Source organism: Paraburkholderia sp. UCT70 (assembly GCF_050434085.1).
In the GTDB taxonomy this organism is placed as follows: Bacteria; Pseudomonadota; Gammaproteobacteria; order Burkholderiales; family Burkholderiaceae; genus Paraburkholderia; species Paraburkholderia tuberum.
The window spans coordinates 3729022-3752121 of sequence record NZ_JBNPVZ010000004.1; the positions used below are offsets into that span (position 1 = coordinate 3729022).

General features: G+C 64.9%; 20 protein-coding genes. 11 read left to right on the plus strand and 9 right to left on the minus strand.

Annotation, left to right across the window (positions count from 1 at the left end; all coding sequences use genetic code 11):
- Position 1: 1 nt before the first annotated feature.
- Positions 2-793, minus strand: coding sequence for a paraquat-inducible protein A (locus tag OKW41_RS42935; RefSeq protein WP_429576173.1), 792 nt, complete (start codon positions 791-793; stop codon positions 2-4).
- A 450-nt stretch (positions 794-1243) separates the two neighbouring features.
- On the opposite strand from OKW41_RS42935, the gene OKW41_RS42940 reads away from it, so the two are divergent.
- The 5 genes from OKW41_RS42940 to ltrA all read left to right on the plus strand — a co-directional run bounded on the left by OKW41_RS42940 (position 1244) and on the right by ltrA (position 6466).
- A complete protein-coding gene (locus OKW41_RS42940) occupies positions 1244-1804 on the plus strand; it encodes a cytochrome b (protein WP_184067228.1) in 561 nt (186 codons plus the stop codon).
- Between the two features lie 8 nt (positions 1805-1812).
- Entirely contained in the window at positions 1813-2376 is a 564-nt protein-coding gene (locus OKW41_RS42945; protein ID WP_429576174.1) for a YceI family protein, read from the plus strand.
- Between the two features lie 111 nt (positions 2377-2487).
- Positions 2488-3057, plus strand: a complete 570-nt coding sequence (locus OKW41_RS42950) for a YceI family protein (RefSeq protein WP_429576560.1) — start codon at positions 2488-2490, stop codon at positions 3055-3057.
- 297 nt (positions 3058-3354) lie between these two features.
- Positions 3355-4632 (plus strand): MFS transporter, encoded by a 1278-nt coding sequence (locus OKW41_RS42955; RefSeq protein ID WP_429576175.1) that lies wholly within the window; start codon positions 3355-3357, stop codon positions 4630-4632.
- A gap of 466 nt (positions 4633-5098) precedes the next feature.
- Positions 5099-6466, plus strand: a complete 1368-nt coding sequence (gene ltrA, locus OKW41_RS42960) for a group II intron reverse transcriptase/maturase (RefSeq protein WP_187620135.1) — start codon at positions 5099-5101, stop codon at positions 6464-6466.
- Between the two features lie 114 nt (positions 6467-6580).
- On the opposite strand, the gene secF is transcribed toward ltrA, so the two are convergent.
- From secF to queA, 5 genes are all read right to left on the minus strand, one after another.
- The gene (secF, locus tag OKW41_RS42965) at positions 6581-7531 is read right to left on the minus strand and encodes a protein translocase subunit SecF (protein ID WP_429576176.1); all 951 of its coding nucleotides are present in this window, start codon (positions 7529-7531) and stop codon (positions 6581-6583) included.
- A gap of 17 nt (positions 7532-7548) precedes the next feature.
- The gene (secD, locus tag OKW41_RS42970; protein ID WP_429453147.1) at positions 7549-9645 is read right to left on the minus strand and encodes a protein translocase subunit SecD; all 2097 of its coding nucleotides are present in this window, start codon (positions 9643-9645) and stop codon (positions 7549-7551) included.
- Positions 9646-9761: 116 nt separating this feature from the next.
- Positions 9762-10091, minus strand: coding sequence for a preprotein translocase subunit YajC (gene yajC / locus OKW41_RS42975; protein WP_018419452.1), 330 nt, complete (start codon positions 10089-10091; stop codon positions 9762-9764).
- Positions 10092-10286: 195 nt separating this feature from the next.
- The gene (tgt, locus tag OKW41_RS42980) at positions 10287-11477 is read right to left on the minus strand and encodes a tRNA guanosine(34) transglycosylase Tgt (RefSeq protein WP_429576177.1); all 1191 of its coding nucleotides are present in this window, start codon (positions 11475-11477) and stop codon (positions 10287-10289) included.
- A 114-nt stretch (positions 11478-11591) separates the two neighbouring features.
- Positions 11592-12650 carry a tRNA preQ1(34) S-adenosylmethionine ribosyltransferase-isomerase QueA gene (gene queA, locus OKW41_RS42985; RefSeq protein WP_429576178.1) on the minus strand — a complete coding sequence of 353 codons (1059 nt, stop codon included), beginning with the start codon at positions 12648-12650 and terminating at the stop codon, positions 11592-11594.
- Between the two features lie 189 nt (positions 12651-12839).
- On the opposite strand from queA, the gene recG reads away from it, so the two are divergent.
- The 6 genes from recG to ubiA all read left to right on the plus strand — a co-directional run bounded on the left by recG (position 12840) and on the right by ubiA (position 20113).
- A complete protein-coding gene (gene recG, locus OKW41_RS42990) occupies positions 12840-15176 on the plus strand; it encodes an ATP-dependent DNA helicase RecG (protein WP_429453142.1) in 2337 nt (778 codons plus the stop codon).
- Between the two features lie 102 nt (positions 15177-15278).
- Positions 15279-16238 (plus strand): LysR substrate-binding domain-containing protein, encoded by a 960-nt coding sequence (locus OKW41_RS42995; protein WP_429576179.1) that lies wholly within the window; start codon positions 15279-15281, stop codon positions 16236-16238.
- Between the two features lie 411 nt (positions 16239-16649).
- Positions 16650-18104 carry a catalase gene (locus OKW41_RS43000; RefSeq protein WP_429576180.1) on the plus strand — a complete coding sequence of 485 codons (1455 nt, stop codon included), beginning with the start codon at positions 16650-16652 and terminating at the stop codon, positions 18102-18104.
- A gap of 96 nt (positions 18105-18200) precedes the next feature.
- Positions 18201-18365, plus strand: a complete 165-nt coding sequence (locus tag OKW41_RS43005; RefSeq protein WP_429453139.1) for a hypothetical protein — start codon at positions 18201-18203, stop codon at positions 18363-18365.
- Between the two features lie 153 nt (positions 18366-18518).
- A complete protein-coding gene (locus OKW41_RS43010; RefSeq protein WP_429453137.1) occupies positions 18519-19016 on the plus strand; it encodes a Dps family protein in 498 nt (165 codons plus the stop codon).
- A 233-nt stretch (positions 19017-19249) separates the two neighbouring features.
- Positions 19250-20113, plus strand: coding sequence for a 4-hydroxybenzoate octaprenyltransferase (gene ubiA, locus OKW41_RS43015; protein WP_429576181.1), 864 nt, complete (start codon positions 19250-19252; stop codon positions 20111-20113).
- Positions 20114-20244: 131 nt separating this feature from the next.
- Here the strand turns inward: ubiA and proC are convergent, their stop codons facing one another.
- The 3 genes from proC to glcF all read right to left on the minus strand — a co-directional run bounded on the left by proC (position 20245) and on the right by glcF (position 23098).
- Positions 20245-21060, minus strand: coding sequence for a pyrroline-5-carboxylate reductase (gene proC, locus OKW41_RS43020; protein ID WP_429576182.1), 816 nt, complete (start codon positions 21058-21060; stop codon positions 20245-20247).
- Between the two features lie 76 nt (positions 21061-21136).
- Positions 21137-21835: a YggS family pyridoxal phosphate-dependent enzyme gene (locus OKW41_RS43025; protein WP_429576183.1), complete on the minus strand. Its 699-nt coding sequence runs from the start codon at positions 21833-21835 to the stop codon at positions 21137-21139.
- Between the two features lie 36 nt (positions 21836-21871).
- Positions 21872-23098, minus strand: coding sequence for a glycolate oxidase subunit GlcF (gene glcF, locus OKW41_RS43030; protein WP_429576184.1), 1227 nt, complete (start codon positions 23096-23098; stop codon positions 21872-21874).
- Positions 23099-23100: the final 2 nt, after the last annotated feature.

The window sequence follows — 23100 nt, forward strand, 5'->3', positions numbered from 1 at the left end:
CTCATCCTTCGCGCGGCGTGGGCGGCAAGCCGGGCGGGGTGCCGTCCGCCGTGCTGTTGGTTGTGCCACCAGCGCTGCCGCTGGTCGAGCCCGCGACGCGCGCGGACGGCGCCGGCGGACCGGCGAGCGAGCCGACCGCGACCGCCGGGCTGTCGGCCGACGTGCGCGGCAACGGCCGATCGCCGCTCGCGTCGATCTCGTCGGCGACATCCCACAGCACGCGCGGATCGAATGTGACGACGACCGCGAACATGAGCGTCAGCGCGCCGAACGCGAACAGCGCCGCCTCGGGAATCACGCGCGCGAGGCTCACCATCTTCACGATCGTGATCAGCACGCCGAGCATGAACACTTCGATCATGCCCCACGGCCGCACGAACTGGATCGCGCGCAGCACGAGATTGAAGTGCGCGGGCACGTAGCCGGCGCGTAGCGGCACCAGCACGTACAGCAGCGCGACGAGTTCGGTGAACGGAAAGAGGATCGTCGAGCAGAACACCATCACGGCGACGATCTCCATGTCTTCGCCCCACAGCGCGACGAGCGCGCCGAACAGCGTAGTCTGTGACGTGATGCCGTTGGTTTCCAGTTCGACGATCGGAAAGCCCTGCGCGATCACGAACGTGATCAGCGCGGCGAGCGTCAGTGCGCAGATCGCGTCGAGCTTGCGCGAGACGCCGCGATAGAGCGTCGCGCCGCAGCGCGGACAACGCGCGGCGACGCGCCCGACAAGCCGTGGCTTGCGGAACAGCGTATCGCATTCATGGCACGCGATCAGGTTGTCATGTTCCATGCGGCAGATGGGCTAACGACGTAGTAGCGGCGTGCAAGGCCTGCTCTTTACGAGGGGTCGGGCGGCGGTGAGCAGCAATAGTACCAAACGCGGCCTCGCGACCGACGCGAGCCGCGCGCGCGGCGCGGGGCGTGGCGCCGTCCCCCCGCGCGCTGGTCCGGGCCTGAGATGGCGTCGCTTCGGGGCTTTCCGTCCCCGAATCGTTCAACGCAAGGGCGGTGACGCGACGCAGTGGGGCCATTGCAGGGCAAAATTCGGGCCCGTTCCGCGACGCGCTCCAGCCAGCTTTTCGCGCTTGGGGTAGCATGGCGCCCGTGGCATGCCCGGCGGCCTTTTGTGGCGATGATGTCCGCCGCATCGGCCGCGCGCGCCGCGCCGATGCGCGGCGGCGATCGTGGAATAGCTGGCCGCGGCGCGCCGTTAACTTCTAACTGCCTGCGTTGATCTGTCATGACACTCAATCCATCGTTCGGTACCCGGGAGTCGTACACGCGGACCGCCATCGCGTTTCACTGGCTGATCGCACTGCTGATCGTCTGCGGCTTTGCGCTCGGCTGGGTGATGACCGACATCCCGGGCTTCACGCCCACCAAGCTGCGCTATTTCTCGTGGCACAAATGGATCGGCGTGACCGTGTTCGCGCTCGCGATCGTGCGCATCCTGTGGCGCGCGACCCACGCCTCGCCGCCGATGCCGCGCCGCATGCCCACCTGGCAGCGTGGCGCCGCGCATGTCACACATCTGTTGCTGTACGTGCTGATGATCGTGATTCCCGTGTCCGGCTATCTGTATAGCTCGGCGGCGAACGTGCCGGTCGTCTACCTCGGGCTGATTCCGCTGCCGCGAATCATCGCGCCCGATCCGCACCTGAAGGAAGTGCTGAAGAACCTGCACATCGCGTTGAATTACACGTTGCTCGTGCTGGTCGCGCTACACACCGCGGCGGCGCTCAAGCATCAATGGCTCGATCGCGACGGCCTGCTGTCTCGCATGCTCCCTTTCCTCAAATAAGGACATCCATGAAGGGTTCGTTTTATCGCTACATGCTGGCCGCGTTCGCGGCGGCGTCGCTGAGCGCCGCGGGCGCGGCGCTCGCGCAGGTCGACGTCGCGAAGAGTTCGGTGACGGCTACCTCGAAGCAGATGAACGTGCCGGTCGAAGGCAAGTTCAATAAGTTCACGGCGCAGGTCAGCTTCGATCCGGCCAAACCGACGGCCGGCAGCGCGCTGCTCAACATCGACGTCGCCAGCTACGATCTCGGCGACGAGAGCTACAACGAGCAGGTGCGCGGCAAGGAATGGTTCGACGCGAAGACCTTTCCGAGCGCGACGTTCGTGTCGAGCGCGATCGCGCCGGCCGGCGGCAACCAGTTCAAGGTGACCGGTAATCTGACCATCAAGGGCAAGTCGGAGACGGTCGTGGTGCCGGTCACGGTCGGCCAGCAGGGCGCGATGCAGACCTTCGACGGCGCGCTGCCGATCAAGCGCTCGCAGTTCGACATCGGCACCGGCGAATGGAAGGACGCATCGGTCGTCGCCGACGAGGTCGTGATCAGGTTTCATATCGTCGCCGCGCTCAAGTAACGCGCACGGCGCTCGCGAGGTCCGCCGCGCCACGTGGGGCGCGGCCGCTTTCCCACCGCAGGTTGCACCGCGATTTTCAACGCAAAACAGGAGCACGAATTGAAAACGTCCATGTTGATCGCTGTTGGCGCGCTGGCTTCGTCGCTGTCGCTCGGCGCCTTCGCCGCCGATACCTATCTGCTTGATCCGATGCATACGTTTCCGAGCTTCGAGGCCGACCACTTCGGCGGTCTGTCGATCTGGCGCGGCAAATTCACGAAGACCACGGGAACGGTGACGCTCGATCGCGCGGCCAAAACCGGCACCATCGACGTCACCGTCGATCCCGCTTCGGTGCAGACCGGCAACCCGAAGCTCGACGATCACCTGAGGGCCGCCGAGTTCTTCGACGTCGAGAAGTATCCGACCGTGACCTACAAGGGCACCGAGATCAAGTTCGACGGCGACAAGCCCGTCAAGGTGATCGGCGCGCTGACGATTCGCGGCATCACGAAGCCGGTGAATCTGAAGATCGATTCGTTCAAGTGCATGCAACACCCGGTCCTCAAGCGCGAAGTCTGCGGCGTCGAGGCGAGCACCGAATTCAATCGCGCCGATTACGGCATGGAGTTCGGCGCGAAGTACGGCTTCAGCATGCAGACGCGCCTGCATATCCAGTCGGAAGGTATCAAGCAGCAGTAGGGGCGCCGGCAGCTTCGCGACCGGCGCCGCGCGCCGGCCGCTGTTGCGATTCGATCCGCGCTGCGCCGCAATACGAAAACCGCTTCGGCCGTTCACCGACGAAGCGGTTTTTTGTCGCCCGTAGCGAACGCCTCGGCCATGGTGGCGCGCCTCGGCCATTTGTCGCTCGCATCACTTTTATTTTTTCAGTTAAATAGAGCGCAAGCAGTCAGGCCGGTGCTGCGCGTTGCCGGGATGGCCTGGGCGGACGTTATGCGTTCGTGTCGATAAATATTTCGCGCCGTACAGGAGATCTGGATGAATGCAACGACAGCAGCAGGCGTCGCGGGAAGCCGGCAGAATTCGTGGCGCGCGGTGGTGGCCGCCTCGATCGGCAACGCGCTCGAATGGTTCGACCTCGTGGTGTACGGTTTTTTCGCCGTGACCATCTCCAAGCTGTTTTTTCCGGCCGGCAACGAGACCGTATCGCTGCTGCTCACGCTCGGCACGTTCGGCGTGTCGTTCTTCATGCGGCCGCTCGGCGCGATCGTGATCGGCGCGTACTCGGACCGCGTCGGGCGCAAGGGGGCGCTCACGCTTTCCATCCTGCTAATGATGAGCGGCACGCTGATCATCGCGATTTTGCCGACCTACCAGAGCATCGGCCTCGCCGCGCCGCTGATCCTCGTGCTCGCGCGGCTGATGCAAGGCTTCTCGGCCGGCGGCGAATTCGGCAGCGCGACTGCGTTTCTCGCCGAGCACGTGCCGGGCCGGCGCGGCTTCTACGCGAGCTGGCAGATGGCGAGCCAAGGCCTGACGACGCTGCTCGCGGCCGGTTTCGGCGCGTTGCTGACCGGCCAGCTGTCGCCGGAACAGATGGCATCGTGGGGCTGGCGCGTGCCGTTCTTCTTCGGTCTGCTGATTGGGCCCGTTGCGTTCTACATCCGCACCAGGCTCGACGAGACGCCCGAATTCCTCGCCGCCGAAACGACGCAGACGCCGCTGCGCGATACGTTCGCGACGCAGAAGCTGCGGCTCGTGATCGCGATGGGCGTGGTGATCCTCGGGACCGTGTCCGCGTATCTGATGCTGTTCATGCCGACCTATGGCGTGCGGCAACTGGGGCTCGCGCCGTCGGTCGCGTTCTCGGCGATCGCGCTGACGGGTCTGATCCAGATGGTGTTCTCGCCGGTGGCCGGGCATTGGTCGGACCTGCATGGACGCACACGCATCATGCTGGGCGCGGCCGTGCTGCTGTTCGTGCTCGTCTATCCGGCGTTCGCGTTCCTGATCGCGCATCCGAGCTTCGGCACGCTGATCGTGTGGCAGATCGTGTTCGGTTTTCTCGTCAGCGGCTACTTCGGCGCGACGCCGGGACTGCTGTCGGAGATTTTCCCGGTGCAGACGCGCACGACCGGCATGTCGCTCGCGTATAACATCGCGGTGACGATCTTCGGCGGCTTCGGGCCGTTCATCATCGCGTGGCTGATCAGCGCGACCGGTTCGAAGGCAGCGCCGAGCTACTACGTGATGTTTGCCGCGCTGCTGAGCATCGCGGCGCTGATCGGCGCACGGCGCAAGCTGGGGTTCCGCTAGGAACGAGGCGGTAACGACGGCGTACGTAAACGCAAAAGGCCGGTTCGACAGAACCGGCCTTTTTTGTGTGCGCCCAGCATGGGCGCACTCCTGGAGGTGCAAGTCCTCCCATAAGCTGACCACAGCGAATGAAGTGAAGCGCAACTGCGTAAGGGTGACCGAGCGTGGGGAGGAAGCGTGGAGCAAAGCCGTGAGCCGATGGACAAGAACCGGATATGAGGCGGCACCGATCAGGGCGAGCGGGCACGAATCTGCGAAGCTCTTGTGGTCAAGGATTGGTGCCGTAAATCCGGCGGTTGTGCGGTGAAGGAGTGCGTTCTTACCTGGGGAGATCTCGCCTCATGCCTGAAAGGGCAACGGTGTCGAACCGGAGCGAGAAGTCAGCCGAGGTCGTAGTAGTCACAGGACAGGTCGGCAAGGCTGAAGCTGGTGACGAAGGACCGAACGGGAAGGAGTGTTCAGGGATATGCCGATGCGGCAGGCAATGCGTCAGATGCCCGTGCAAACGGGGCGAGCGGGAGCAGCGCGTGGTGAAGCTGCGCATGTACCTGTGAGCGACGAAGCCGGCTGCCCGCGGCATGAACCCGGGAGCACAGGGTCAGCGTTGCTGGAAGCGGCGTTGACGAGAGAGAACCTGAAGCGGGCGTTCAAACGGGTGCGGGCCAACAAAGGAGCCGCTGGGGTGGATGGTCTGGGCGTTGACCAGACTGCGCGCCATCTGGTGACGGCGTGGCCAGCGATTCGTGAACAACTGCTGAAGGGGACGTACCGGCCCAGCCCGGTACGGCGGGTGACGATTCCGAAGCCGGACGGAGGCGAGCGCGAGCTTGGTATCCCGACGGTAACGGACCGGTTGATCCAGCAGGCTCTGCTGCAGGTGCTGCAGCCGGTTCTGGATCCCACCTTCAGCGAGCATAGCTACGGCTTCCGGCCCGGACGGCGTGCACACGATGCGGTGCTTGCCGCGCAGTCGTACGTGCAGTCAGGCCGGCGAATCGTGGTGGACGTTGACCTGGAGAAGTTCTTCGACCGGGTCAACCACGACATCCTGATCGACCGCCTACAGAAACGCATTGGAGACGCTGGTGTAATCCGGCTGATCAGGGCGTATCTGAACAGCGGCATCATGGATGATGGAGTGGTTCAGCAGCGAGCCCAGGGCACGCCGCAAGGCGGGCCGCTATCGCCGCTGCTGGCCAACGTGTTGCTGGATGAGGTGGACAAGGAACTGGAGCGGCGGGGCCACTGCTTTGCGCGCTACGCCGACGATGCGAACGTGTATGTTCGTAGCCGCCGCGCGGGCGAACGGGTAATGGTGCTGCTGCGACGTCTGTATGGGCGATTGCGCCTGAAGGTCAACGAGACCAAAAGTGCGGTCGCGAGTGTGTTCGGTCGCAAGTTCCTGGGTTACAGCTTATGGGTGGCTCCAGGCGGTGTGGTCAAGCGCAAGGTGGCGGCCAAACCGCTGCTGGCGTTCAGGCACCGCATTCGTGAACTGACCCGCCGATCTGGCGGGCGCAGCATGAAGGACGTGGTGGCACGGTTGCGGACTTATGTGCAGGGCTGGAGGGCATACTTCCGGTTGGCGCAAACCCCCAGAGTCTGGCGTGAGCTGGATGAGTGGCTGCGCCACCGACTACGCGCCATCCAGCTTAAGCATTGGCGCCGTGGCTCAACCATCTACCGGGAACTGCGCGCGCTGGGCGCGTCATGCTCTGTGGCACAACAGGTGGCGGCGAACAGTCGCCGCTGGTGGTGCAACAGCGGCAAGCTCCTCAACAGCGTGCTGACCATCACTTACTTCGATCAGCTGGGTGTGCCCCGACTCTCCTAACCTCAACTTCCCGAACCGCCCGGTGCGGACCCGCATGCCGGGTGGTGTGGCAGGGGCGCAGCCTCAGGCTGCCCCCTATGCCGATTCCGCGCATCCTCAGCGGTTACGCGCGCGTCAAACCTGGGCGCCCGCGTTCGGATCGTCCGGATCGACGCGTTCCTTCTTGTCCTTGATCAGGTCTTCGCGCTTGACGCCGAACCACATGGCAAGAGCCGCGGCGACGAACACCGACGAGTAGATACCGAACAGAATACCGACCGTCAGCGCGAGCGCGAAGTAGTGCAGCGTCGGGCCGCCGAACAGGAACATCGACAGCACCATCATCTGCGTACAACCGTGCGTGATGATGGTTCGCGACATCGTGCTGGTGATTGCGTGGTTGATCACTTCGATCACGGTCATCTTGCGTTCGCGGCGGAAGGTTTCGCGAATCCGGTCGAAGATAACGACCGACTCGTTGACCGAATAGCCGAGCACCGCGAGCACCGCGGCCAGCACCGACAGCGAGAACTCCCACTGGAAGAACGCGAAGAAGCCGAGAATGATGACGACGTCGTGCAGGTTGGCGATCACGCCGGCGACCGCGTACTTCCATTCGAAGCGCAACGACAGGTAGATCACGATGCCGGCCACCACGCAGGCGAGCGCGAGCAGACCGTCGGTGGCGAGTTCCTTGCCGACCTGCGGACCGACGAACTCGACGCGCTGCAACTGCACTTCCGGCGTGTCGGCTTTCAGCGCGCCCATCACCTGCTCGCTCTGCTGCGCGGACGTGTAGCCCGACTTCAGCGGCAGACGGATCAGCACGTCGCGCGAGGAGCCGAAGTTCTGCACCTGCGCGTCGGCATAGCCGAGCTTGCCGAGCGTGTTACGCACCGGGTCGAGCGGCACCGCGCCCGGATACTGCACCTCGATCACGGTACCGCCGGTGAATTCCACCGACAGATGCAGCCCGCGATGCACGAGGAAGAACACGGCGGCGAGGAAGGTGATCAGCGAGATCGCGTTGAAGATCAACGCGCGCTGCATGAACGGAATGTCTTTACGGAAACGGAAAAATTCCATGGTCTTTTCTCCGGGACTCAGCGGGATGAACCCGGTTTCTGCGGCGTCGAGTCATTCGACGTCGACGTGCCCGGCGCATTGCGGCGGCGCACGGTCGGCTTCGCGCGACCCTTTGCGCCGGCCGCGGCCGGTGCCTTCGAGCTTGCCTTCGCGCTCGCCTTTGCCGTGGCGATGGCCTGCGCGGTGTCGGTCGCGGCGTCGCTGCTGCCGAGGCTGTTGCCGCCGGCGTACGCAGCCGATCCGGCGGCCGCCGCTTGCGGACGCCACACCTGGCCGATGGACAGCGACTTCAGCTTCTTCTTGCCGCCGTACCAGAAGTTGACCAGGCCGCGCGAGAAGAACACCGCCGAGAACATCGACGTCAGTATGCCGATACAGTGGACGATCGCGAAGCCGCGCACCGGACCGGAGCCGAACGCGAGCAGCGCGAGGCCGGCGATCAGCGTGGTCACGTTCGAGTCGAGAATCGTCGCCCATGCATGCGCGTAGCCGTTCTGGATGGCCAGTTGCGGCGGCGCGCCGTGGCGCAGTTCCTCGCGCACGCGCTCGTTGATCAGCACGTTCGCGTCGATCGCCATACCGAGCGCGAGCGCGATAGCGGCGATACCCGGCAGCGTGAGCGTGGCCTGCAGCATCGACAGCACCGCGACCAGCAGCAACAGGTTCACGGACAGGCCGATCATCGAGATCACGCCGAACAGCATGTAGTACGCGATCATGAACACGGCGATCGCCGCGAAGCCCCACACGACCGAGTGGAAGCCCTTCTTGATGTTGTCGGCGCCGAGGCTCGGGCCGATCGTGCGTTCCTCGATGATTTCCATCGGCGCGGCGAGCGAACCGGCGCGCAGCAGCAGCGCGAGGTCGGCGGCCGCTTGCGGGGTCGGCTGGCCGGTGATCTGGAAGCGGTCGCCCAGTTCCGACTGAATGGTCGCGACCGTCAGCACTTCGCCCTTGCCGCGTTCGAACAGCACCATCGCCATCGGCTTGCCGATGTTGTCGCGCGACACTGCGCGCACCGCGCGGCCGCCTGCCGAATCGAGACGGATGTTGACCGACGGACGCTGATGCTCGTCGAAGCCCGCCGATGCGTCGATGATGCGGTCGCCGGTGAAGATCACCTGCTTGCGCAGCAGCACCGGCGCCTGGTTGCCTTGCGTGAAGAGTTCATCGCCCGGCGGCACCGGGTCGTTCGGGTTCGGATGCGTGTTGACCGGGTCGGCGAGGCGCGCTTCGAGCGTCGCCGTGCGGCCGATGATGTCCTTCGCCTTCGCGGTGTCCTGCACGCCCGGCAGCTCGACCACGATGCGGTCTGCGCCCTGTTGCTGGATCACCGGCTCGGCCACGCCGAGTTCGTTCACGCGGTTATGCAGCGTCGTGATGTTCTGCTTGAGCGCGGCGTCCTGCACCGCGCGCTGCACGGCCGGCGTAAAGGTGCCGACGAGCTGCACGCCGCCGTCCGCGCCGGTGTTCGGCTGCGACACCCACTGCAGTTCGCTGACGCTGCGGCCGAGCAGCTTGAGCGCTGCGTCCGCCGTGGCCTGGTCGGCCAGATTCACGACCACCGACTGGTTCACGCGATTCACGCCGCCGTCGCGCACGTTGTTGTCGCGCAGGAGCGTGCGCACGTCCGAGGCGTCCGAGTCGAGCTTCTTGTTCAGCGCGCCGGCCATGTCGACCTGCAGCAGGAAGTGCACGCCGCCGCGCAGGTCGAGACCGAGGTACATCGGCAGTGCGCGCAGCGCGGTCATCCAGGTCGGCGACGCGCTTTGCAGGTTCAGTGCGACGATGTACTGCGGATCGTTCGGGTCGCTATTGAGCGACTTCTGCAGCAGGTCTTTCACGCGCAACTGCGTGTCCGTGTCCGTCAGGCGCACGCGGATGTTCGCGTTGTTCTGCGAGTTGTCGAACGTGACCGCGGTCGGCTTGATCTGATTGCCCGCGAGCGCGGCTTCGATCGACGCCAGCGTGGTGGCGTCGAGTCTGACCGTGGCCTTGCCGCTCGACACCTGCACCGCCGGCGCTTCGCCGTACAGATTGGGCAGCGTGTACACGAGGCCGATGACCAGAGCCACCAGCATCACGGCGTATTTCCAGAGGGGGTAGCGATTCATGAGTGGTCCAACGGGAAGGTTGGCTTGGATGCGATGCGTCCGGCGATGAGCGCGGGCCGTTCAGCGAAGTGCCGGAACCGCCGGCGAGGCCGCACCGGACGCGGGGAGTGCAGGCCTTACAGCGACTTGATCGTGCCCTTCGGGAGAATTGTCGTGACCGACGCCTTTTGCACGGTGATTTCCGTGCCTTCCGAGATTTCGATGCCGACGTAGGCTTCGCCCACCTTCGTCACCTTGCCGACGATGCCACCGTTCGTCACGACTTCATCGCCCCTGGCCATCGCTGCGAGCATGTTGCGATGTTCCTTCTGACGCTTCATTTGCGGGCGAATCATGATGAAGTACAGCACGCCGAACATCAGGATCAGCGGCAGGAAGCTCATCAGGTTCGATTCGATACCACCTGCTGCTGCGCCTTGCGCGAAGGCATTGGAAATGAACGACACGTTGGTCTCTCCGTTATCAGTCAAACGATCAAAAAAATCAGCCGATTATTCTACCACCGGCCACACGCGCGCCGGCGCGGCGAATCGGCTTTGCGATCAATCGTTTAAAGGTCCGATTCGGGGCAAATTCAGCGGCCGGCGAAAGTAAATTGTAAGTTGTCCGCGTGCGGCATGCGCAATCCATGTGGCGGGCCGTCAGGACGACGGTTCGACGCCGCGCGCGCGGTCTTCGTGGAAACGCTTGCGGAATGTGTCGAACAGTTTCGCCTCGATCGCATCGCGCATTTCCTGCATCAGTTCCAGGTAGTAATGCAGGTTGTGGATCGTGTTCAGCTGCGCGCCGAGAATTTCGCCGACGCGATGCAGGTGGTGCAGATAGCCGCGCGTGAAGTTGCGGCAGGTGTAGCAGCCGCATTGCTCGTCGAGCGGGCGCAGCGAGTTCCTGTGCGTCGCGTTGCGGATCTTGATGTCGCCGAAACGCGTGAAGAGCCAGCCGTTGCGCGCGTTGCGCGTGGGCATCACGCAGTCGAACATGTCGACGCCGGCCGCGACGCCGGCCACCAGGTCTTCCGGCGTGCCGACGCCCATCAGGTAGTGCGGCTTGTCGGCCGGCAGCTTCGGGCCGATGTGGTTCAGGATCCGCATCATGTCTTCCTTCGGCTCGCCGACCGACAGACCGCCGATCGCGAGGCCGTGGAAGGTCTTCTCCGCGAGGCCGGCGAGCGACTCGTCGCGCAGATCCTCGAACATGCCGCCCTGCACGATGCCGAACAGCGCATTCGGATTGCCGAGGCGCTCGAATTCGTCGATCGAGCGTTGCGCCCAGCGCATCGACATGCGCATCGATCCGGCGGCTTCCTTGTGCGAGGTCGGGATGTTGTTGGTCGCGTACGGCGTGCATTCGTCGAATTGCATCACGATGTCCGAGTTCAGCACCTTCTGGATCTGCATCGACACTTCCGGCGACAGGAACAGCCGGTCGCCGTTGATCGGCGACGCGAACGTGACGCCGTCCTCGGTGATCTTGCGCAGATCGCCGAGCGAGAACACCTGGAAGCCGCCCGAGTCGGTCAGGATCGGCTTCTTCCAGCCCATGAAGCCGTGCAGGCCGCCGTGCGCCTCGATGGTTTCGAGGCCGGGTCGCAGCCACAGGTGAAACGTATTGCCGAGGATGATCTGCGCGTGCATTTCGTCGAGCTCGCGCGGCTGGACCGCCTTCACGGTGCCGTAGGTGCCGACCGGCATGAAGATCGGCGTCTCCACCACGCCGTGATTGAGCGTGACGCGGCCGCGGCGCGCGAGGCAGTCGGTGCCGAGCAGTTCGAATTTGAGGCCATTCTCCGGGCGCTCGTGGGCAGGATGTTGCGAGAGATGACCAAGGGTCATGGGGATCACTCCTGGGCTACCGGAAAACAGTCCGGCGCAATCAATGAAAACCGCCACGAGGGATCGCGGCGGCTAGGAAGACTGCCAATACGCTGAAGCAGTGCTCGAACCGGCTCATGCATCGCGCCGCGTGAGCAGCATCGCGTCACCGTAGCTGAAAAAACGATAGCGCTCGTCGATCGCATGACGGTACGCGGCGCGAATCGTCTCGACGCCCGCGAACGCCGACACCAGCATCAGCAGCGTAGATTTCGGCAAATGGAAGTTCGTGACCAGCCGGTCGACCACGCGGAACCGGTAGCCCGGCGTGATGAAGATGTCGGTTTCCGCGCTCGCCGCGCCGAGCGGATGGCCGGCGGCTTCGGCGTCGCGCGCGGCGGCTTCGAGCGCGCGCATCGACGTCGTGCCGACCGCGATCACGCGGTTGCCGCGCGCTTTGGTCGCGGCGATCTTGTCCGCGAGCGCTTGCGGCAGGTGATACCACTCGCTGTGCATCTTGTGCTCGGCGATGTTTTCGACGCGCACCGGCTGAAACGTGCCCGCGCCGACGTGCAGCGTCAGCGTCGCGCGGTCGATGCCGAGGGCGTCGAGGCGGGCGAGCAGCGTGTCGTCGAAGTGCAGGCCGGCGGTCGGCGCGGCGACCGCGCCCGGGTTCTGCGCGAATACGGTCTGATAGCGGGTTTCGTCGGTCGCGTCGGGGTCGTGCTCGATGTACGGCGGCAGCGGCAGACGGCCGTACTGCTCGATCAGCGTCAGGCAGTCGTCGGGGAAATGCAGCGTGTAGAACTGATCGACGCGCTCGCCGACGGTGACGTCGAACGCATCCGCGAGACGGATCGTCGTGCCCGCCTGCGGGCTCTTGCTCGCCCGGATCTGCGCGAGTGCGCCGCGCTCGCCAGTCAGGCGCTCGACCAGCACTTCGATCTTGCCACCGCTTGACTTCTGGCCGAAGAAGCGCGCCTTCAGCACTTTGGTATCGTTGAAGACGAGCAGATCGCCCGGCGCGAGGCACTCGGGCAGTTCGGTGAAGCGGCGGTCGATCAGGCGCGCGGCGCCGTCGGCGGCGCCTGCGGCGTCCACGTCGAGCAGACGGCTTGCGCTGCGCTCGGGCAGCGCGGCTTGCGCGATCAGATCGGGCGGCAGATCGAAATCGAAATCGGAAAGCGTAAACATGCGAACGACTGGAAGCGGGTTGGGACTGATTTGGGACTGAATTGAGCCGAAGCCGGAGCCGGGCGGCTATGATGGCGGGACGCCGAAGCGGCCCGCGCGCTTTGTGCCGCATCCTGCCTACGCTGGACGCGCGAAGGGCGGCACGACCTCTTTTCGACAGCACCCGATATTGTACTTGCGAAGCAGCCTATGCCTTTGTCCGACCGCCGATCGTCCGTTGCCACCCTCGAAGCGGGCGCCGAACCGCGGCGCCGCGGTGCGCGGGCGGAGGCGGGGGAGCTGGATGCGGCGGAAGATGGCGCGCAAGGTGGCATGATGTCCGCTGGCCACGATGCCGGGCGCGACGGCGACAAGCCCGGCGGCAACGCGGGCGACCCGCCGGATCAATTCGCCGCCGACCACGCGAGCGACGACAAACCCGCCGCCAAAACCAAAGGCGTGGCAAAAGCCGCCGCCAAAGCCCCGGTCAAAACCGCCGACAAGCTCGCCAAACTCGGCCTCACGCGCGACATCGACCTCGTGCTGCATCTGCCGATGCGCTACGAAGACGAAACCTCCCTGACACCGATCGGTCACTTGCTGCCCGGCGGCATCGCGCAAACCGAAGGCGTGGTGTTCGACAATGAGATCGCCTATCGCCCGCGCCGGCAGTTGCTCGTGAAGCTGCGCGACGCCGACGGCGACGAGCTCATGCTGCGCTTTCTGAATTTCTACGGCTCGCAGGTCAAGCAGATGGCGCCCGGCGCGCGCCTGCGCGTGCGCGGCGACGTGCGGGGCGGCTTCTTCGGCATGGAGATGGTGCATCCGAGCGTGCGCGTCGTCGATGAAGACACGCCGCTGCCGCAGGCGCTGACGCCGGTCTATCCGAGCACGGCGGGCGTATCGCAGGCGTATCTGCGCAAGGCGATCGACAACGCGCTCGCGCGCACGTCGCTGCCGGAGCTGCTGCCCGCGCCGGTCGCGCGCGCGTTTCTCGAACCGCTCGGGGTGCCGGCGCTGATGGACGCGGTGCGCACGCTGCATCATCCGGACCCGCAGTCGGACGAAACGGCGCTGATCGACGGCACGCATCCGGCCTGGGTGCGCATCAAGTTCGAGGAGCTGCTCGCGCAGCAGATGTCGCTGAAGCGCGCGCACGACGAGCGGCGCACGCGCGCCGCGCCGGCCATGCCGCGCCGCAAGCTCGGCGACGAATCGGCGCTGGTCGCGCGGCTGCTGAAGGCGCTGCCATTTTCGCTGACGGCCGCGCAGCAGCGCGTCGGCGGCGAGATCGCACTCGATCTGACGCAGCCGCATCCGATGCAGCGGCTGTTGCAGGGCGACGTCGGCAGCGGCAAGACGATCGTCGCGGCGCTCGCCGCCGCGCAGGCGATCGACGCCGGCTACCAGGCCGCGCTGATGGCGCCGACCGAAATTCTCGCCGAGCAGCACGCGCGCAAATTGCGCGGCTGGCTCGAGCCGCTCGGCGTGAATGTCGCGTGGCTCGCGGGCAGTCTGAAGACGAAGGAGAAGCGCGCCGCGATCGAAGCGGCCGCGCTCGGCACCGCGCAGCTCGTGATCGGCACGCACGCGATCATTCAGGACGCAGTCGAGTTCGCGCGCCTCGGACTCGTGATCGTCGACGAGCAGCATCGCTTCGGCGTCGCGCAACGGCTCGCGTTGCGCGCGAAGGCGCAGGGCGCCGCCGACGGCGCGGCCGACTTCCAGCCGCATCAACTCATGATGTCCGCGACGCCGATTCCGCGCACACTCGCCATGACCTACTACGCGGACCTCGACGTCTCCACGATCGACGAACTGCCGCCCGGCCGCACCCCGATCCTCACGAAGCTCGTGTCCGATGCGCGCCGCGAAGAGGTGATCGGCCGCGTGCGCGAGGCGGCGTTGACGGGGCGCCAGGTGTACTGGGTGTGTCCGCTGATCGAGGAAAGCGAGACCCTGCAGTTGCAAACCGCGGTCGAGACCTACGAGACGCTGGTGGCCGCGCTGCCCGAGCTGAAGGTCGGGCTGGTGCACGGGCGCCTCGCGCCCGCCGAAAAGACCACGGTGATGGACGCGTTCTCGCGCAACGAGATCCAGCTGCTGGTTGCGACCACGGTGATCGAAGTCGGCGTCGACGTGCCGAACGCATCGTTGATGGTGATCGAGCATGCGGAGCGCTTCGGTCTCGCGCAGCTGCATCAGTTGCGCGGACGCGTGGGGCGCGGCAGCGCCGCGTCGGTCTGCGTGCTGCTCTACACCGGACCGCTGTCGATGACCGCGCGCGCGCGCCTGCAAACGATGCGCGAAACCACAGACGGCTTCGAGATCGCCCGCCGCGACCTCGAAATCCGCGGACCTGGCGAGTTCCTCGGCGCGCGGCAGTCAGGCGCCGCGATGCTGCGTTTCGCCGACCTGCAGAACGATCAGCACCTGATCGAGCCGGCACGCGAAGCCGCCGCGACGCTGCTCGACCAATATCCGGACGTGGTCATTCAGCATCTGGCGCGCTGGCTCGGCGCGCGCGAGCAGTATCTGAAAGCCTGACCGCCGTCCCCGCCGCAAGCACAACGGCTAAAAAGTTGGCGAACCGACCCTATAGGTGTATAACTAGAACCTATCGAATCCATCGGACTGATTGATCCCCGAATGACGCTCACCGAATTGAAATACATCGTGGCGGTGGCCCGCGAGCGGCACTTCGGCCGGGCCGCCGAAGCGTGTTTCGTCAGCCAGCCCACGCTGTCCGTCGCCATCAAGAAGCTCGAAGACGAGCTGAACGTGCAGATTTTCGAGCGCGGAACCAGCGAGGTCAGCGTGACGCCGATCGGCGAACAGATCGTTACGCAGGCGCAACGCGTGCTCGAGCAGACGCTCGCGATCAAGGAAATCGCCAAGCAGGGCAAGGACCCGCTGCTCGGTCCGCTGCGCCTCGGCGTGATCTACACGATCGGACCGTACCTGCTGCCGACGCTCGTCAAGCAGATGATCCAGCGCGTGCCGCAAATGCCGCTGATGCTGCAGGAAAACTTCACGCTGAAGCTGATCGAGCTGCTCAAGCAGGGCGAAATCGACGTGGCGATCATGGCGCTGCCGTTTCCCGAAACCGGGCTGATGCTGCGTCCGCTGTACGACGAGCCGTTCGTCGTCGCGCTGCCGTCCGGCCACGCATGGGAAAGCCGCCCGAAGATCGACCCCGACGACCTGAAGCAGGAAACCATGCTGCTGCTCGGCAGCGGCCACTGCTTCCGCGATCACGTGCTCGGCGTGTGTCCCGAGCTGATGCGCTTTTCGCAGAACGCCGACGGCATCCAGAAGACCTTCGAGGGCTCGTCGCTCGAAACGATTCGTCATATGGTCGCAAGCGGCGTGGGCATTACCGTGCTGCCGCGCATGTCGGTGCACGAGGTCAAGCCACATGCGGGCGGTATCGACGCGGGCCTGCTCAGCTATGTCGCATTCGACGAGCCGGTGCCCGATCGCCGCGTCGTGCTGGTATGGCGCAAGAGCTTCACGCGCATGCCCGCGATCGACGCGATCTGCGAAGCAATCGCCGCGTGCGACCTGCCGGGCGTCAAAAAGCTCGATCTGCCCGCGGCCGTCAACTGACTCGCCATCATTCGCAGCCGCGCCGGACACCGGTGCGGCCTGCCGCAAAAAGGGCGCAAGCCCTATCGAATAGATTAAATTAATCAAATACGAATATTCGATAGATATTGCTATAGTTTCCTCCACGGATCGCCCGAACCCCTTATTCGATAAGGCTCAGCGCCCAGACTCCGAGTCGGGGCGCGAGACAAGCCGGGAGGAAAACACCATGCAAGCGCTTTCACAGCCCATCCACGCTTTTCCCGCGCAACCGGCCACGACGGCCGCGGCGCCGAGTATCCGTACGGTCGCCGTGTCGTTGCTGGCCGACCGGGTGCTGGCCGCCTGACGTGCCTACCCGTGACGGCGTCCGTCGCGCACGGATGCCGCACGCTTTTCCCCCGATTCGATAGAAACCATGCAGGAGTGCCCATGTCCGAACGTAAGCTCACCAATGCCGCCGGCGCGCCCGTCGCCGATAACCAGAACTCGATGACCGCCGGTCCGCGTGGCCCCGTGGTGCTGCAGGACGTCTGGCTGCTCGAAAAGCTCGCGCACTTCGATCGCGAAGTGATTCCCGAGCGGCGCGTTCACGCGAAGGGTTCGGGCGCGTTCGGAACGCTGACGGTGACGCACGACATTTCGCGCTACACGAAGGCGAAGGTATTCGCGCAGGTCGGCCAGGAAACGCCGCTCTTCATGCGCTTTTCGACGGTGGCCGGCGAGCGTGGCGCGGCCGACGCCGAGCGCGACGTGCGCGGCTTCTCGATCAAGTTCTACACCGAGGAAGGCAACTGGGACGTGGTCGGCAACAACACGCCGGTGTTCTTCATTCGCGATCCGCTCAAGTTTCCGGACTTCATTCATACGCAGAAGCGTGATCCGTACACGAATCTGCGCAGCAACGTCGCCGCGTGGGACTTCTGGTCGAGTCATCCGGAGTCGCTGCATCAGGTGACGATTCTGATGAGCGATCGCGGCATTCCGAAGAACTACCGGCAGATGCACGGCTTCGGCTCGCACACGTACTCGTTCATCAACGCGAGCAACGAGCGTTTCTGGGTCAAGTTCCATTTCAAGTCGCTGCAAGGCATCGAGAACTTCACCGACGCCGATGCCGCGCAGGTAGTCGCCAATGACCGCGAAAGCGCGCAGCGCGATCTGGTGAACAGCATCGACGCGGGCAACTTTCCGAAGTGGCGCTTCGCAATTCAGGTGATGCCGGAAGCGGATGCGGCGAACTACCGCTTCAATCCGTTCGACATCACGAAGGTGTGGTCGCAGAAGGACTATCCGTTGATCGACGTCGGCACGCTCGAACTGAATCGCAACGCGGCGAACTATTTCGCGGACGTCGAGCAGGCGGCGTTCACGCCGGCGAACGTGGTGCCGGGCATCGGATTTTCGCCGGACCGTCTGTTGCAGGGGCGGCTGTTCTCGTACGGCGATACGCAGCGTTACCGGCTCGGCATCAATCATCACCAGATTCCGGTGAATGCGCCGCGCGTGCCGAACCCGCATTCGTTTCATCGCGATGGCGCGATGCGCACCGACGGCAATCGCGGCGGCAACGTGAATTACGAGCCGAATCGCTTCGGCGACTTCGTGCAGGACGAGAACGCGTCCGAGCCGCCGCTCGCGGCGGGCGCGGTCGCGCGTTACGAGCATCGCGAGGACGACGACTACTACACGCAGCCGCGCATGTTGTTCGCGCTGTTCGACGACGCGCAACGTGAGCGTCTGTTCGGCAATATCGCGCGACATATCGACGGCGTGCCGCAGGAGATCGTCGCGCGTCAGATCGAGCATTTCCGCCGCGCCGATCCGGCTTACGCGGAAGGTGTGATCGCGGCGCTCGCCGCGTTGCGGGAAGGCGGGAACCGCTAGGCGTCATATACGCGGCGGATGGTAAAGCAGTGGCAAAGTAATCGACGGCGCGGCGCATTGCTGCGGTCCGTCACGAGACGAACCCGGAGTACGATCATGATTCGGATGATAATGGCAAGCATCGGCGGTCCGGCCGCCGCGCCGAGCATGCAGGCGCAATGGCAGGCGTTGATGTTTCGCAAGGCGGTGGGCTTTGCGATCGTCGCGAGCGGCTTTGCGGTAATCGCCGCGCAGGCGTTGCAACGCGCGCTGGGAGGCTGAGCGCAGTACCGCCAGAATGGCTGCGCAGCAAGGCTCGCGGGCACGTGTTGCGCGAACCTTGCGGCATTCACGCTACACTGTCGAACGTTTTATTCGTGTTTTCGCTGACCGTCATCTGCCGACCGGTTCGTATCACTCTTCAAAGGAGTCATCATGGCCAAGAAAGAAGCCGCCGCAGCAGTACAGCACGTCAACATCGGGATCAGCGACAAGGATCGCAAGAAGATCGCCGAAGGGCTGTCGCGTCTGCTCGCCGACACCTACACGCTGTACCTGAAGACCCACAACTTCCACTGGAACGTCACGGGTCCGATGTTCAATACGCTGCACCTGATGTTCGAAACGCAGTACAGCGAACTCGCGCTCGCGGTCGACTCGATCGCCGAACGCATCCGTGCATTGGGCGTGCATGCGCCGGGCAGCTACAAGGATTTCGCGAAGCTGTCGTCGATCCCCGAAGCGGACGGCGTGCCGCCCGCGGAAGACATGATCCGTCAGCTGGTCGAAGGTCAGGAAGCGGTGGTGCGCACCGCGCGCGCGATTTTCCCGTCGACGGAAGCCGCCAACGACGAGCCGACCGCCGACCTGCTCACGCAACGCATGCAGACACACGAAAAGACCGCATGGATGCTGCGCTCGCTGCTCGCCTGATTTGGCGCAGCTGAGCCGGTCGAGTCGAGTCCGATGCCGGCGCCGGCATCGCCCGCGCCGTGCTAAAAACGCACAAGCCTCTCTGCACGGGAGGCTTTGTTTTTTGCGCCGCTGCCGCGTGACGCGCAGATCCGAGCGCGTGGCACTTCGATACGCGGCCGCGCGAATCCTGGGCCGCCGTGCGCTTCCCGTAAAATAGGCGCACCGTGTTCGCACTTCACCGAATTCGTCCCATGTTCGCCCGATTTCCCCTGTATCTGCGCCTCGTGCGCATGGACAAGCCGATCGGCAGCCTGCTGCTGCTGTGGCCGACGCTCAACGCACTGTGGATCGCGTCCGGCGGTCATCCGTCGTGGCAATTGCTGGTGATCTTCACGCTCGGCACGGTGCTGATGCGCTCGGCCGGCTGCGCGATCAACGACTACGCGGACCGCGATTTCGACCGTCACGTGAAGCGCACCGAGAACCGGCCGATCACGTCCGGCAAGATCAATGCGTGGGAAGCGGTCGTGTTGGCAACCGTGCTGTCGCTGATCGCGTTTCTGCTGATTCAGCCGCTCAATGCATTGACCAAGCAGTTGTCGGTGGTCGCGCTGTTCGTCGCCGGCACGTATCCGTTCATGAAGCGCTTCTTCGCGATTCCGCAGGCGTATCTGGGCATCGCGTTCGGCTTCGGTATTCCGATGGCGTTCGCCGCGGTGCAGGATCACGTGCCGCTGCTCGCGTGGGTGATGCTGGTCGCGAATATCTTCTGGGCCGTTGCGTACGACACCGAATACGCGATGGTCGATCGCGACGACGACATCAAGATCGGCATCCGGACGTCGGCGCTGACGTTCGGCCGTTTCGACGTGGCCGCGGTCATGCTGTGCTATGCGGTGACGCTCGGGATTTACGTCGGCATCGGCGTGACGCTCGGGTTTGGTCCGCTGTACTGGCTCGGCTGGGCGGTCGCGGTGGGTTGCGCGATCTATCACTACACGCTGATCCGCCATCGCGAGCGCATGCCGTGCTTTGCCGCGTTCCGTCACAACAACTGGCTCGGCGGCGCGTTGTTCGCGGGGATCGCCGCGCATTACGTGGTGGCTTCGTTTTAATTCGCGTCAGCGCTTTTCTGGCTTCAGACCGCTGCATTTCTACACGCCGTAGGCGCCTGCCCTGATGAGAAGAAGGACAGTCGCGCTACGGCGTGTCTGTTTCCGCTGTTTCTTTTCGACGCCGGTTCGCGTTACTGCTTGCCGAACTCGTCGCCCATCTCGCGCGCCCGTGCGTCGGCGGCCAGTGCGCCGCGCACGATCGCGTCCTTGATGCCGCTCGCTTCGAACGAGGCGAGCGCTGCCGCGGTCGTGCCGCCTTTAGATGTCACGCGCTCGCGCAGCACGCTCGGCGGCTCGTCGGAATTGGCCGCGAGTTGCGCGGCGCCCGTGAAGGTCGCGACCGCCAGCGCGCGGCCCTGCGCTTCGTCCATACCGAGTTGGCGCGCGGCTTCCTGCAGCGCTTCGATGAAATAGAACACGTAGGCCGGCCCGCTGCCCGAGATCGCGGTGACCGCGTCGATCTTCGCTTCGTCGTCGAACCAGACGGTTTCGCCGACCGCGCCGAGCACCTGTGACGCGAGCGCGCGGCCCGCTTCGTCGACGCTGCCGCTGGCGACGAGACCCGTGACGCCCATGCCGATCAGCGCCGGCGTATTCGGCATCACGCGCACGACGCGGTTGTGGCCAGCGAGCCAGCGCGACATGTCGCCGATGCGAATGCCCGCGACGATGCTGACGACGAGTTGCGACGCGCGCAGATGCGGCGCCAGCGTCCCGGCGACGCTCTTCAGGATCTGCGGTTTCACCGCGAACACGACCGCGTCGTAGTCGGCGAGCGTGGCGTCGGCGGCCGCGCCGGTGCGGATGCCGAATTGCTGCTCGTTGCGCTGGCGCGCGTCTTCGTTCGGATCGACCGCGTACAGGTCCGCGGGCGCGACGCCCCGCTTGATGAGGCCGCCGATCAACGCCGCGGCCATGTTGCCGCCGCCGATAAACGCAATTTTCATGATGGTCCGGGTAGGTTCAGATGAGATGCGGTGAGGGCTTCGCGCAGCCAGGTTCGCGCAAGGCCCGTGGAAATGCTCAGCGCGAATAATCGCGTGCGCCGAAGATCGCGGTGCCGATGCGCACGATCGTCGCGCCTTCGAGCACGGCTGCTTCGAGATCGGCCGACATGCCCATCGACAGCGTATCGAGCGCGAGCCCGTCGTTACGCAAGCGCTCGAACAACTCGCGCAATTGGCGATGCGGCGCGCGTTGTTCTGCGAGATCGCCGCCCGGTTCGGGAATCGACATCAGTCCGCGCAGCTTCAGCTTCGGCAGCGCGGCGATCTGCTGCGCGATAGCGGCCGCCTCGGCGATGGCGACGCCACTCTTCGACGCTTCACCGCTGACGTTGACCTGCAGGCACACGTTGAGCGGCGGCAGGTTGTCCGGGCGCTGCTCCGACAGCCGCTGCGCGATCTTCAGCCGATCGACCGAATGTACCCAGTCGAAATGCTCGGCGACGGGCCGCGTCTTGTTCGATTGCAGCGGCCCGATGAAATGCCATTCGAGCGACGCACGCAGATCGGCAAGTGCCTGGATCTTGTCGAGCGCTTCCTGCACGTAGTTCTCGCCGAATGCGCGTTGACCGGCCGCATGAGCGGCGCGCACGGCATCGGTGGGAAACGTCTTGGAGACCGCGAGCAGCGTCACGGACTGCGCGTCGCGGTGGGCCGCTTGCGCGGCCCTGGCGATGCGCTCGTGCACGTCGGCGAGATTGTGAGGCAGATCGGACATGGAACGAACCGGTGTTCAGCGAAGACGATGCCCCGATTATACGGACAGCATGTGCTCGACCAATTCTATCCAGTGCGCGACCGGCGTCGACGTACCGCTTTGCAGATGCGCGATGCAACCGACGTTCGCCGACACGATCACCTGCGGCTCCTGCGCCTGCAAACGCTCGAGCTTCTGGTCGCGCAGCGCGTACGACAGGCGCGGCTGCAGCAGCGAGTAGGTGCCGGCCGAGCCGCAGCACAGATGGCTGTCGGCGGGCAGGCGCACTTCGACGCCGAGCGCGCTGAGCAGTTGCTCGACCTTGCCGCGGATCTGCTGGCCATGCTGCAGCGTGCAGGGCGGATGAAATGCGACCGTGTGTACCGAGCGGCGGCGCGTGATGGCGACGAGCTTTTCTTCGAACTCGGGCAGGATCTCCGAGACGTCGCGCGTCAATTCGACGATGCGGCGCGCCTTCTCGGCATAGTTCGGATCGAGGCGCAGCAGATGCGCGTATTCCTTGACCGTCGCGCCGCAGCCCGACGCGTTCATCACGATCGCTTCAACGCCCTGTTCGACGTAGGGCCACCATGCGTCGATGTTCGCGCGCAGGTCGTCGAGCGCTTCGTCGTGGTAGCCGAGGTGCAGGCGGATCGCGCCGCAGCAGCCGGCGTCGGGCGCGATCAGCGTTTCGATGCCGAGCGCATCGAACACGCGCGCGGTCGCGATGTTGACGTTCGGCATCATCGACGGTTGCACGCAGCCCGCCAGCATCAGCACCTTGCGTTCGTGTTTTGCGCTCGGCCATTCGAGCGGGCGTTGGCGCGCCGGCACCTTGTCGCGCAGCTTCTTCGGCAGCAGGCCGCGCACGTGCTGACCCAGCCGCATCGCCGGCGTGAAGATCGCGCTGTTCGGCAGCACGCTCGCGAGCAGGCGCCGCATCAGCCGCTGATTGAGCGGACGCGTGACTTTCTCTTCGGTGAGCTTGCGGCCGATTTCGACGAGCCGCCCATATTGCACGCCCGACGGGCAGGTCGACTCGCAATTGCGGCAGGTCAGGCAGCGGTCGAGGTGAACCTGCGTACTGCGCGTGACCGGCGCGCCTTCGACCATCTGCTTGATCAGATAGATGCGCCCGCGCGGGCCGTCGAGTTCGTCGCCAAGCAGTTGGTAGGTTGGGCAGGTGGCGGTGCAAAAACCGCAATGCACGCATTTGCGCAGGATGGCGTCCGCTTCGTTGCCATCGGGCGTATTACGAATGAAGTCCGCGAGGTTGGTTTGCATCG

Coding starts and splice junctions, on each gene's coding strand:
- OKW41_RS42945 (WP_429576174.1), top strand. CDS start 1,813: ATGAAGGGTTCGTTTTATCGCTACATGCTGGCCGCGTTCGCGGCGGCG.
- OKW41_RS42995 (WP_429576179.1), top strand. CDS start 15,279: ATGACGCTCACCGAATTGAAATACATCGTGGCGGTGGCCCGCGAGCGG.
- OKW41_RS42955 (WP_429576175.1), top strand. CDS start 3,355: ATGAATGCAACGACAGCAGCAGGCGTCGCGGGAAGCCGGCAGAATTCG.
- OKW41_RS43010 (WP_429453137.1), top strand. CDS start 18,519: ATGGCCAAGAAAGAAGCCGCCGCAGCAGTACAGCACGTCAACATCGGG.
- OKW41_RS42935 (WP_429576173.1), bottom strand. CDS start 793: ATGGAACATGACAACCTGATCGCGTGCCATGAATGCGATACGCTGTTC.
- OKW41_RS43000 (WP_429576180.1), top strand. CDS start 16,650: ATGTCCGAACGTAAGCTCACCAATGCCGCCGGCGCGCCCGTCGCCGAT.
- ubiA (WP_429576181.1), top strand. CDS start 19,250: ATGTTCGCCCGATTTCCCCTGTATCTGCGCCTCGTGCGCATGGACAAG.
- OKW41_RS43005 (WP_429453139.1), top strand. CDS start 18,201: ATGATTCGGATGATAATGGCAAGCATCGGCGGTCCGGCCGCCGCGCCG.
- secD (WP_429453147.1), bottom strand. CDS start 9,645: ATGAATCGCTACCCCCTCTGGAAATACGCCGTGATGCTGGTGGCTCTG.
- glcF (WP_429576184.1), bottom strand. CDS start 23,098: ATGCAAACCAACCTCGCGGACTTCATTCGTAATACGCCCGATGGCAAC.
- OKW41_RS42950 (WP_429576560.1), top strand. CDS start 2,488: ATGTTGATCGCTGTTGGCGCGCTGGCTTCGTCGCTGTCGCTCGGCGCC.
- OKW41_RS43025 (WP_429576183.1), bottom strand. CDS start 21,835: ATGTCCGATCTGCCTCACAATCTCGCCGACGTGCACGAGCGCATCGCC.
- proC (WP_429576182.1), bottom strand. CDS start 21,060: ATGAAAATTGCGTTTATCGGCGGCGGCAACATGGCCGCGGCGTTGATC.
- recG (WP_429453142.1), top strand. CDS start 12,840: ATGCCTTTGTCCGACCGCCGATCGTCCGTTGCCACCCTCGAAGCGGGC.
- OKW41_RS42940 (WP_184067228.1), top strand. CDS start 1,244: ATGACACTCAATCCATCGTTCGGTACCCGGGAGTCGTACACGCGGACC.
- tgt (WP_429576177.1), bottom strand. CDS start 11,477: ATGACCCTTGGTCATCTCTCGCAACATCCTGCCCACGAGCGCCCGGAG.
- ltrA (WP_187620135.1), top strand. CDS start 5,099: ATGCCGATGCGGCAGGCAATGCGTCAGATGCCCGTGCAAACGGGGCGA.
- queA (WP_429576178.1), bottom strand. CDS start 12,650: ATGTTTACGCTTTCCGATTTCGATTTCGATCTGCCGCCCGATCTGATC.
- secF (WP_429576176.1), bottom strand. CDS start 7,531: ATGGAATTTTTCCGTTTCCGTAAAGACATTCCGTTCATGCAGCGCGCG.